Below are 11426 nucleotides of genomic sequence, written 5' to 3' on the forward strand. Positions count from 1 at the left end.
TTATCTCTTCTTGATGAATGTTCGCCTTAAATTTTTACGCAGACAAAAATGGCGTTGCCTGAGCGCTCTGCCCATGGGGTTATTTTGTCGTAGTCATGTTCAAATATGTGGATTTCGAAGTACGGTTTTAAGGCTTCTTTAAGCTCGGTATAACTAAAAGCCACCATTGGGTGCTCGTCGTGCCATACGAGTGTTTTATCTGCGGTGGTTTTTTCTATGTTGAGTTTTAATAACTGTTTACTGCCAGTGCCACTGTAGTGCCAACCAGAGCGAAATGTGAAGAAGCTATTTTCGCTTGTTGCGGTGTGCTCTACAAATGAATCGCTGTCGATTTTGTTTTTATCAACCGTGTTAAAGCAAAATATTCCACCCACATTTAATGCGCTGTGTACGCTAGCAAGGCATTCTTTTAACTTATTCATACCGTCGCAGTAATGGATTGAATACAAAAAGCAGGTAATTAAATCCACGTGCTCAGTTACCTTAAATTCACTCATGTTTTGCAATGAAAATTGCGCTTCTGGGCAACGAATTTGTGCTTTATCGAGCATTGGCTGGTTTAAATCAAGGCCACTGCTTTTATAACCGTTATCTATAAAGTGACGTACATGCGGGCCGGTGCCACATGCTAAATCGAGATGGGTATTTGCGCCATTACCAAAAATTTGGTGCAGCCTGTGAATAGAATTGCTTTGGGCTTGATAATCTATATCTGCGCACATTAAGTCGTAGTAATCAGAAAGGTCGGTGTAGAGTGCATTTGCGGACATATAAGCCTAGTGGTAAGTAGTAGAATATTTTTAAGTCGCGCATAGTAAACTAATTAGCACAATTAACGAAGAAGATATGAGCTTTAGGGTAGATGTAATCTTAGGTTATAAAGTACAGGCTATAGAGTTCAGGCTATAAAGTACAGGGTTGCCGGATGGCGCTTCGCTTATCCGGCCTACGTATTTAAGTACTATAAAACGTTATTAGAAAATGGTGTGGAAGTGGAGGTTTGTTGGGTTTAGCTTCGCTCTACCCAACATACGTAATATAACTTTAAGCTGGCTTTAACTAATTCCTAAATACTTATGTACTTGTATTGATAGGCGCCAGTTTTTGGCAATACAGGTGTCGATTGCTAATTTTGTTGCTGATACTTTTTGGCTAATTGGCTGCAAATAAACAAGCTTAGGGTTAACGCCTGTTTTGGCAAATAATTCTTCTAACTCTTCTACATGCTTTTGCATGGCAACGGGGTGTTTAATTTCGTTGGCACGCTTCATTGCACTGGTAAGTACTTCATAGCCACCGCGCATATTGATTTTTGGCGATACCGTTACCCATGTTTGCTCTGGGGCGAGTATTTCAAACGTGCCGCTGGTTTCTATTTGTGTGCTAAAACCGTGTTCATGTAATAAGTTACATACTGGATTTAAATCAAACATGCATGGCTCGCCGCCAGTAATTACAACATGCTTTGCGGTGTAACCACGTGATTGAAACAGCGCTAAAATTTGCTCTGCACTTGCGTTAGCCCAATGATCTGAGTCGGCTTTTTTTTCTACGGTTTCATCCAGCGATACTTTATATACATTATCAACATCCCACGTTTGCTTAGTGTCGCACCAAGAGCAACCTACTGGGCAGCCTTGCAGACGTAAAAATATTGAGGGTGTGCCAGTAAAGCTAGCTTCACCTTGAATGGTTTCAAACACTTCATTAATTTTGTACAAAAGAGATCTCACTTACTACCTAGCAGCCAAATTGCTACTATTAAAAAACCAAAAAGCGCTGTGCAAAAATTGTTATTTAAGCTGCGGCCGTGTAGTATATCGCGCCCTGATATAAACCTCTATTAAAACTAAGAGCAAAACAGATATGACGCAAAAAGTAGTTGTTATTTATTCCGGCGGTATGGACTCATTTACCGTATTAAATAAAGCCCTGCAACAAGGCCATGATGTATATGCCCTTTCATTTGACTATGGTCAGCGTCATGTAAAAGAGCTTAAAGTAGCGGCAAGTGTGTGTGAAAAATTAAACGTTCCACATAAAATTGTTGATATTTCGGCGATTAACCAACTTATTGGTGGCTCATCACTTACTGATGATATTGACGTACCTGAAGGCCATTACGAAGAAGAAAGCATGAAAAGTACGATTGTACCTAATCGTAATATGATTTTGCTCTCGCTTGCTGTTGGCTACGCGGTATCACTTAAAGCTAGCCAAGTTTATTACGGCGCTCATTCTGGGGATCATGCTATTTACCCTGATTGCCGTCCTGAATTTGTGCAAAAAATGGATGATGTGTGTCGTATTGCGAACTACGACGCGGTAGAAATTTTTAGCCCGTATTTAAATAATACTAAAATTGGTATTTTAACCGACGGTATTGAAATGGGTTTAGATTACAGCCAAACGTGGACCTGTTATAACGGCCGTGAAAAGGCCTGTGGTAAATGTGGCGCGTGCCAAGAACGCCTTGAAGCATTTGCACTAAATAACATTACAGACCCGTTAGAATACGAATAAGCCGCAATTAATTAGTAATACAATTGCTGCAAACAAAAAAGGCTATCATCGATAGCCTTTTTTGTTTGTCAGGTTTTAAGTCAATGGTATTGATTACAGCCAGCGTTTTACACGCGCTTTATAGGCGGTAAACTCTTCGCCAAATAATTTAGTGAGCGCACGCTCCTCGGGTATTATTTGAAAAAACGTTAAATACACAATAAACCCGATAATACATAAAAGCGCCCACAAGGAACTTAACCAAACACCCCACCCTGCTAAAATAAATGCAAAACCCACATACATTGGGTTACGCGAAATTTTATAAATGCCGCTCGTAATAAGTTTTGACGCTTGCTCAGGTTTACTAGGGTTTACTGTGGTGTTTGCTATTTTAAAGCTCGCTACCCCTGCAATACAAAAAACACACCCAATAATGACCAAACTTGCTGCTAAGTAGGTAATAAAGGCGGTGAAATCAATAACACTGTAATGCGCAATAAGCGCCATTATGCCTGCAAAAAACAGCACAACGATAACCGGTGGAATTTTATTATTTAACATGGCAACTCACTGTATTGACTAATTATGTTTATTATATGGTGATTAGGGCGTGTTGTTCTTTGGTGATTGAATTTGCAGCAGTATGTTTGGTTATTAGGCAAGGCAGAGCCTATGTAGTGTGGCTATCCCCCATAAATAGGCGATAACGCAGCATAAAGACCAAACATGCGCTGCCCTTTGGGTTCTTTCTAGGGACAATTAACTCTTTGTTGCTCGGTTTTTACTTAGCCCACTAGGTTACAAACCTCGCGCCGCGATTTAATCGCCCCTAGATTGAACAAATTTCAATCCACAAAGATTAACACGCCCTAGCTATTAAACAATATCTTAAGTGTATAAATGATGAACACACTCAAAGCTGAGCTTAAGTAAAGTATACAAATTAAGTTACAATTGTCAGCTTTATCAAAAGCGCTTAAAGGTTATACTTTAACCATAAACGAATAATAAAATGAGAAGGAATGAGGTTATGTCTGGAACTACGATGATTGTACTTATTGTGCTAATTTCGGTTGGCTCAGGAGTAGTTTACGATATGTATAAAAAGCATCTTGAGTTTAAGCATAAAATGCAAAACAACAACAGCGATGCCCATAAACAATTAGCTGAAACAAACGCACAAGTGCTTGCATTAAAAGAGCGTGTACAAACACTTGAGGCTATTGTTACTGATTCAAGCTTTAACGTTAAAGATGAAATTAATAAACTTTAAGTTGTTATAGGTAATTTGGATATAAATGTGCATTTTCTGGCTGCTCAATGCCGTGAGCAGCTAAAAACCCACCAATAGCTTGCCCGCAGCCCTGTGGTGCTCGCCCACTGTCTATCTCAAAGTTTAACTGATTAGCATGTTGCTTACCCATAGAGCAAAGCCCTACGGTACTTGGCGAGCGCATAGCGATACTTAGGTTACCTATTTGTTCAACCACTACGTGCTTACTAAAACGGGCAAAACCTTTGTATTTAAACTGCTCGTTTACGTAGTCGTTACTTGTAGCCACCAATGCCGCAATTAAGCCGTGTAAAAAACTATTAGCGGATGAGTCTGCTGTTAAAAACGCAATCGTTTTTTTATTAAACTCACTAAGCTGGCAATCCTCACACAACAGCTCAACAGTATATAAATGTTGCTCGGCTACTTGCTGCTGACTTTTAAGCTCAATACTTTTTCCTGCAAATACAATACGTTTAAGCACTTCATCAACGTTACTTGTAATCGCTTCGCTTTTAACAAGTTCAGGGTTTTGCGCCATTACAGGTAAGTCGTGGTGATTGTTAAATGGCGTGCTTGTTGCGCCGCTTTGCATTAACTGAAAAAGTTCTCTTACTTCATGTTCTCGCGCTACTTTTAACGCTAAAAATGCAGTTTGGATAAGTTCTGAAGTAGGTAGGTTTTCCTCTACAATCCAGCGTCTGCCAAATAATAGTTTTTTAGCTTTGGCTTCATTAGTAGATGCGATTTTTTGGTAGTTATCAGGGCTCAGCACTGCTACTTGCAGGTAAATTTCTTCACCTTTTTGTGCAGCAAGCACTCTAAAGTGAGCCGAAAATTCAATACTCTCAAGTACTTCGTTTACGCTTTGAAGCGTGTGCTTGTAACGTAAAAAATGCTGTGGCACCACCCAATTACTATTAGCCAATTGCACAAGGGGTGCATAAGAAATAGGTTGCTCGTAACTGTGTTGCCATTTTTGCTCATTGCTAAGCAAATGATTAATGTGACTCTTGTTATCTGACATAAATAAACCAAATAAACTCGCGTTGTGCGATATAAACTATGAACACATTACGTCATCAATGTCGTAATTAGATCACATGTACGCCCTACTTTTGGGCTTTTTTAACTATCGGTGAGTTCTTGATAGTCTGTTATAACTTTTTGATAGTATGGCTTATCTTTATTGAGCATTTTATTATAATGATTTATGAGTTGCCGTTGGTACATAGCGTGCTCTGTACTAGCAAAGTCCCACATTTTGTTGCCGGTATGGCTAATCTCAATATTGGTACTAAAGCTCACTTCAATCACTTCATAAAAACGTTTGTTGTCGTAAACTATTTGCTCACTTATAAGCCCTAAACCAAGTTGTTTTAAACCCACTCGCAACTTATAAGTGTGATGCACGGGGCATAAAATAAACCGAACATTATTTAAATGCTCCACTGCGTTATTAGCAATAATTTGTTGTACTAAACTTAACAACAGCTCACCGCCAACACCTGCTATTACAACTACTTGGCTTTTACTTTGAGCAATTTCAATTTTGCCTACATCCTGACATAAGACCTGCCACTGCGGGTTTTTATCACAGGTTTTTTGTAATTTATTAATAGATGATAATTGCGCTTCTAAATCGTTCATTAAAGTGGCGACTATATCTACAAAAATAACCTGGTTTGCAGCTGCGCGTTTTAATAGCGCCATGCCTAAATAACCATGGTCGCAGCAACAATCCCAAATAATATCATGATGCTGCGAAATTAATGTATCAATGGCAGTTAGGCGTTTACTGAGCTTCATTTAAGCAGGTGTTTGTGACGTTTTATAGACAAGCGCTTTTAAACTTTTGTCGCTATCGACTTCAATAAAACGCTCGGTGGGGGCTAGCCGCTCAACAAATTCAATTGCGCCTTGGGTGTTCTCGTTTATTAACGCTTTAAATGCATCTTCGCTAAGCTCTGGGCTATTCGCACATAATAGTAATTGTGTGGTATCGCAAAGTAGCTCTGGCAACCTGCGCAGCACTTTTTGATAGTCTTTAGTTAATATAAAGCTGCCTTTTTGAAAGCTTGGCGGATCAACTATTATTAAATCAAACGGGGCTGCTTTTTTTAGTTTTCCAAAGGATTTTAAAATATCGTGAGGTAAAAAACTTACGCCGCGCTCAAAACCATTTAGCTGATGGTTTTGCTTGCCGACTTTTAGCACGCCTTTGCTCATATCCATGTTCATCACATGATCTGCCCCGCCTTGCATGGCGGCAAGCGAAAACCCACATGTATATGAAAACAAATTAAGCACTTTGCCATGCTTGCTATTAGCCATTACAAATTCACGGCCACTGCGCATATCGGGAAATATTCCGGTATTTTGGCGGCTTTGTAAATCAACCAAAAAGCGAATGCCATTTTCGGTTACAACATGTGGGTTAGGTAATTGCCCATAAACCACGGTGTTTTGGCTTTGTACGCCAGCACGTTGCTGGTACACAAGTGACGTAATAAGTTCAGGCTGATTTTTTTTTGCCCACTGCCACACAACATTGGTGAGCTCGCTTAGTGTTTGCTCGTCAATTTCATCGTACGAAACCAAAAACAAACTGGGTGGGTAAAAGTCTAAATTAATATGGCTTAATGCTTCGACGCTGTGGCCTCGGCCATGAAAAACACGACACAGTTCATTTTTTAAAATTGGCGCGTCTTCAAGCGCAGTAATAAGAGGTGTAAAGTTTGCTGTCATTTTTAATTAATCAACTGTTGTTGTAGTTCATGTATTTCATCGCGAACAGAGCCCGCTTTTTCAAATTCTAGGTCGCTTGCGTATGCATGCATTTTGGTTTCAAGCTGCTTAATTTGCACGGCAATTTCTTTCGCACTAAGAACCTTTTTAGACTCTTTACGAATAAGTTTAAGGTTGTCTTTAGGGGATGCTTCTTCGCCTACATCCATTACATCAAGTATTTTTTTAGCCAGAGCATGAGGCTCTATGCCGTGCTCAACGTTGTATGCATGCTGAATTTCGCGCCTGCGTGCTGTTTCGTCCATGGCTTTTGCCATTGATTTTGTAATTCTGTCACCATATAAAATAGCGCGGCCATCTAAGTGACGCGCAGCACGGCCAATGGTTTGTATCAGCGAGCGAGCTGAGCGTAAAAAGCCCTCTTTGTCAGCATCAAGTATGGCAACAAGTGCCACTTCTGGCATATCAAGGCCTTCTCGCAGTAAGTTAATACCCACTAACACATCAAACACGCCAGCTCGTAAGTCACGAATTATTTCTACGCGCTCAACGGTATCAATGTCTGAATGTAAGTAACGTACTTTAACATTATGCTCGCTTAGGTAGTCAGTTAAATCCTCAGACATACGTTTAGTAAGTGTAGTTACCAGTACGCGTTCGCCCTTCTCCACACTTTTGTATATTTCTGAGAGTAAATCATCAACCTGATCGCCCACAGGACGTACTTCTATAAGTGGGTCGAGCAGCCCTGTTGGGCGAATTACTTGCTCTGCAATTGCGCCCACACAACGTTCTAATTCAAAGTCGCCTGGCGTTGCCGATACATAAATAGTTTGAGGTGAAATAGCTTCAAACTCTTCAAAGCGCAGCGGTCTGTTGTCCATTGCTGAGGGCATTCTGAAGCCATATTCAACTAGGTTTTCTTTACGGCTTCTGTCGCCTTTATACATTGCGCCAATTTGCGATACGGTTACGTGCGATTCATCAATAATCATCAATGCATCGTCTGGGAGATAATCAAGTAACGTAGGCGGCGGATCGCCTGGCGTGCGGCCAGATAGATAGCGGCTATAGTTTTCGATGCCAGAGCAATAACCTAGCTCTCGCATCATTTCCATATCGTATTGCGTACGCTGCGTTACGCGTTGCTCTTCTACTAATTTATTAGCACTTAGTAACTGGGCTCTTCGATCTTTTAGTTCTTCTTTTATTTTTTCGATAGCGCCAAGTATTTTTTCACGCGGGGTAACATAGTGCGTTTTAGGATAAATAGTAGCGCGCACTATGTGCTTTTCAATTGCACCGGTAAGCGGGTCAAAAATACTTAAGCGCTCTATTTCATCATCAAACATTTCTACACGTACAGCAAAAGTGTCTGACTCAGCTGGGAATATATCAACTACTTCGCCACGTACGCGGTATGTACCTCGGCTAAAATCTATATCATTGCGGGTATATTGTATTTCAGCAAGGCGGCGTAACATATCGCGTTGATCGACTTTTTCGCCCACTTTTAAAAGCAGCATCATTTTCATGTACGATTTAGGGTCACCCAAACCATAAATAGCCGATACCGATGCCACAATAATGGTGTCGCGACGCTCAAGCAATGCTTTGGTCGCGCTTAAACGCATTTGCTCTATGTGCTCATTTATCGAAGCATCTTTTTCAATAAATGTGTCGCTAGATACAACATAGGCTTCTGGCTGGTAGTAATCGTAATACGATACAAAGTATTCAACCGCGTTTTTAGGAAAAAACTCTTTCATCTCGCCGTATAGTTGCGCAGCCAATGTTTTATTGTGCGCCATTATTATTGTTGGACGGTTTAAATCGCTAATAATATTGGCCATGGTAAAGGTTTTACCTGTACCGGTGGCACCTAATAACGTTTGGTGTGCAAGCCCCGCTTCTAACCCTTCGCATAGCTGTTTAATGGCGGTAGGCTGATCGCCTGCTGGTTTGAAATGTGATTTTAACTGAAAATGGTCGCTCAATTATTGCACTCCTGTAACGATTCGCCGCTCAGCGCTTCTAGTTTTTTCATAAACCATTTATATGCCACTATTGCTGTAAATAAATTACCTATGGCAGCGCCTATAAATAACCCTAATAATCCGGCTATTTCGTTGCCGATATAAGCAAATGGTACATAAAATATGAATAAACGAATAACGCTTAGTACCAATGCGTTCATTGGTTTGTGTAAAGCATTAAACGATGAGTTTGATAATATGATCACCCCTTGTAAGCCATAGCTTAGTGGGATGGTATAAATAAAGAGCTTAATTACATCTATTACGGCTTGTTCTTTACCAAATAATTGGCTTATAACACCTGAAAATGCAATTAGTAATACGTAAATGGCAAATTGCCATACCATCACAAATTTTAGTGTGCCGGTATACGCTTCTTTAACACGGCATAATTTGCCAGCCCCAAAGTTTTGACTCACAAATGGCGGTAATGTCATCGATAGCGCAAGCACTAAAATACTTGCAATAGATTCTATCCGGCTTCCTACTCCAAATGCGGCCACGGCTTCTGGCCCATGATGCGCTACTAAGGCGGTCATTACCGCCATTGCAACAGGTGTAAGCATGTTTGCGCCGGCAGCAGGTAAACCAATTTTCAATATTTTACGAATAGCGCCAGTTACAGTTTGCTTGCCCGCTTTTAGACTCAACAAACGTTTTTTAACCGCTAATATATATAAAATAATAACCACAGCGACCGACCATGCAACAACACTTGCTATGGCAGCGCCTTGAATTCCTAACGCGGGTACCGGCCCAAAGCCAAATATAAGTATTGGGTCAAGCACGGCGTTTATCAGCCCTGCTCCGCCCATTACTATACTTGGCGTTTTGGTATCACCGCTGGCACGCAGTACCGAATTACCAATCATTGGGGTTATTAAAAATACGCTACCGATAAACCATACATTCATGTATTCGTGTATTAACGGCAATACTTGCGCGCCCGCTCCTAGCAAAGTAAATATGGGGTCAATCAGTAAATATCCAACAGATGACAACACAATAACCAGAACCACACCAACCATTAAAGAAATACTGGCATCAAAACGTGCTTCATCAATTTTATTACTGCCGAGCGCTTTCGCTATTACTGCTGATGTACCGATCCCCAGCCCTATTGCTAAGCTGATAACGGTAAAAGTAACCGGAAATGTAAAGCTCACGGCAGCTAGTGGTTCGGTGCCAAGTAAGCTTATAAAAAAGGTGTCTACAATATTGAACATCATTAGTGTGATCATGCCGAATATCATCGGAATGGTCATCGTCTTTAATGTTGGCAAGATGGGATCGTTTAGTAAATCTGGGCGATTCTGAGATTTTGAAATTGCGCGCATGAAATAAATAGGCCTCTTTTACTGAACGAATCATTTTAAAGCATCAAGGCAGTTCAAGCCACGGATTTATCACTACAATTGAAGTAATTAAAGAAGTAAAGATTCGAAAAAATAGTAAAACTTAGTTTTTACATCTTTTTGTTAAAATAGAGCCTAAACACCGCAAAAAACAATTAAAACACATTTTTATAACTTTTATTACAAACACCCAGTGATATCTGATGCTTTTTTACACAAAGGTGATGCTTGGTTTATCGTTACGAAAAAATTCCCTCATCGAGTTGCATCTATTCTGCATCAAATCATAACTCATTGTTTTATATTGAATTAAAAATAATGATTTAAAAGCTTGAAATCGTTGTAGCGCCCTAAACCATTGGTGCCGATGATGTTCTTAATATTTCATAAACAGAGTTATCCACAGAAACCGTGGATAACTCATTCAAACCCGCATTTATAAAGGCTTTGAGAGAGCCGCCATTTTCGGTGATATCTAGCCAATTGATCATTTGCTATTTGTAGTATTTTTATAAACTCACGCTAAAAACTGAAGCTTTGCAATTTTTCTTCTTAACATAGTTGTACGTTTGGTATAAAAATACGTTTACCGTAAAGTTAAGTTATTGATTGTTCTATTTTTGAACGGATAAAGTAAATACCCACTTTATTTATAGTAATTAGATCACAATTTAGATCACAAAATATTTCTGTGGATATACGCGTAGGTATATTTTTAAAAATTTAAAACAAAAACAAATTTAATATTGAAAATACCGCCAAGTAAAAAATGAGTTTTTATGTTTTTGAGTTGTTTTTTAATAACAAGCCACTTTAATAACGTGTTTAATTTAACCAATTTAAAGACTCTGCAATAATAAAAGTCACACTGTTATTCTTAAATTTCAAAAAAAATAACTTTAATAGAGCTATAAAACACGCAGATCGAACACAAAAACAACGAATAAACCTCTTTTTTCAATTTATGACTTTTATATGTTGACACTTTGCGGCTCGGTCATTAATATTTCGCCCCGTTGAAAGGCAAGACGCTTCCCCCTTAGCTCAGTTGGTTAGAGCGACGGACTGTTAATCCGCAGGTCCCCCGTTCGAGTCGGGGAGGGGGAGCCAAGTTTTTCAACCATAAACGATTCCCCCTTAGCTCAGTTGGTTAGAGCGACGGACTGTTAATCCGCAGGTCCCCCGTTCGAGTCGGGGAGGGGGAGCCAAGTTTATGTTTATGATGTAGTTCCCCCTTAGCTCAGTTGGTTAGAGCGACGGACTGTTAATCCGCAGGTCCCCCGTTCGAGTCGGGGAGGGGGAGCCAAATCATCATAATAATATCACTACTTTAGTTCCCCCTTAGCTCAGTTGGTTAGAGCGACGGACTGTTAATCCGCAGGTCCCCCGTTCGAGTCGGGGAGGGGGAGCCAATTCTAAGAATTTCATAGACATCTCAAGCTAATTACACTACTCTTCCTTATATAACTAAAGCATTAGTTTACTCTTTGATGCGCTGTACTTAGTTTA

10 protein-coding genes and 4 tRNA genes are annotated in these 11426 nt (G+C 40.0%); 6 read left to right on the forward strand and 8 right to left on the reverse strand.

Annotated features, from left to right (window positions below; translation table 11 throughout):
• Positions 1–26: 26 nt before the first annotated feature.
• Complete coding sequence (locus QL998_RS02810; protein ID WP_290192114.1) at positions 27–770, reverse strand: class I SAM-dependent methyltransferase; 744 nt, start codon at positions 768–770, stop codon at positions 27–29.
• A gap of 285 nt (positions 771–1055) precedes the next feature.
• Entirely contained in the window at positions 1056–1721 is a 666-nt protein-coding gene (gene queE, locus QL998_RS02815; RefSeq protein ID WP_024591014.1) for a 7-carboxy-7-deazaguanine synthase QueE, read from the reverse strand.
• Positions 1722–1866: 145 nt separating this feature from the next.
• Between queE and queC the strand changes: the two genes are divergently transcribed.
• Positions 1867–2523 (forward strand): 7-cyano-7-deazaguanine synthase QueC, encoded by a 657-nt coding sequence (gene queC, locus QL998_RS02820; protein ID WP_002960416.1) that lies wholly within the window; start codon positions 1867–1869, stop codon positions 2521–2523.
• A gap of 93 nt (positions 2524–2616) precedes the next feature.
• Here queC and QL998_RS02825 read toward each other — a convergent pair whose 3' ends face one another.
• Positions 2617–3066, reverse strand: coding sequence for an isoprenylcysteine carboxylmethyltransferase family protein (locus tag QL998_RS02825; protein ID WP_290192115.1), 450 nt, complete (start codon positions 3064–3066; stop codon positions 2617–2619).
• Positions 3067–3535: 469 nt separating this feature from the next.
• Here QL998_RS02825 and QL998_RS02830 point away from each other — a divergent pair, with 469 nt between their 5' ends.
• Positions 3536–3778 (forward strand): hypothetical protein, encoded by a 243-nt coding sequence (locus tag QL998_RS02830; RefSeq protein ID WP_010553668.1) that lies wholly within the window; start codon positions 3536–3538, stop codon positions 3776–3778.
• A 4-nt stretch (positions 3779–3782) separates the two neighbouring features.
• Here the strand turns inward: QL998_RS02830 and QL998_RS02835 are convergent, their stop codons facing one another.
• From QL998_RS02835 to QL998_RS02855, 5 genes are all read right to left on the reverse strand, one after another.
• Positions 3783–4805, reverse strand: coding sequence for a hypothetical protein (locus QL998_RS02835; RefSeq protein WP_290192116.1), 1023 nt, complete (start codon positions 4803–4805; stop codon positions 3783–3785).
• A gap of 101 nt (positions 4806–4906) precedes the next feature.
• Complete coding sequence (locus QL998_RS02840; RefSeq protein WP_182194257.1) at positions 4907–5587, reverse strand: tRNA (adenine(22)-N(1))-methyltransferase TrmK; 681 nt, start codon at positions 5585–5587, stop codon at positions 4907–4909.
• Positions 5588–6526, reverse strand: coding sequence for a class I SAM-dependent methyltransferase (locus QL998_RS02845; RefSeq protein WP_290192117.1), 939 nt, complete (start codon positions 6524–6526; stop codon positions 5588–5590).
• A 2-nt stretch (positions 6527–6528) separates the two neighbouring features.
• Complete coding sequence (gene uvrB / locus QL998_RS02850; RefSeq protein WP_290192118.1) at positions 6529–8523, reverse strand: excinuclease ABC subunit UvrB; 1995 nt, start codon at positions 8521–8523, stop codon at positions 6529–6531.
• On the reverse strand, positions 8520–9899 hold the full coding sequence (locus tag QL998_RS02855; protein ID WP_290192119.1) for an MATE family efflux transporter: 1380 nt from the start codon (positions 9897–9899) through the stop codon (positions 8520–8522). The genes uvrB and QL998_RS02855 overlap by 4 nt, the downstream gene beginning before the upstream one ends.
• 1051 nt (positions 9900–10950) lie before the next feature.
• On the opposite strand from QL998_RS02855, the gene QL998_RS02860 reads away from it, so the two are divergent.
• The 4 genes from QL998_RS02860 (at position 10951) to QL998_RS02875 (ending at position 11329) form a co-directional block, all read left to right on the forward strand.
• Positions 10951–11027 (forward strand) — tRNA-Asn (locus QL998_RS02860).
• Between the two features lie 21 nt (positions 11028–11048).
• Positions 11049–11125, forward strand: a tRNA-Asn gene (locus tag QL998_RS02865).
• A 21-nt stretch (positions 11126–11146) separates the two neighbouring features.
• A tRNA-Asn gene (locus QL998_RS02870) sits at positions 11147–11223 on the forward strand.
• 29 nt (positions 11224–11252) lie between these two features.
• Positions 11253–11329 (forward strand) — tRNA-Asn (locus QL998_RS02875).
• The last annotated feature ends 97 nt before the right edge of the window (positions 11330–11426 follow it).

The sequence above is a fragment of the Pseudoalteromonas sp. APC 3691 genome, assembly GCF_030408135.1.
Classification (GTDB): Bacteria; Pseudomonadota; Gammaproteobacteria; order Enterobacterales; family Alteromonadaceae; genus Pseudoalteromonas.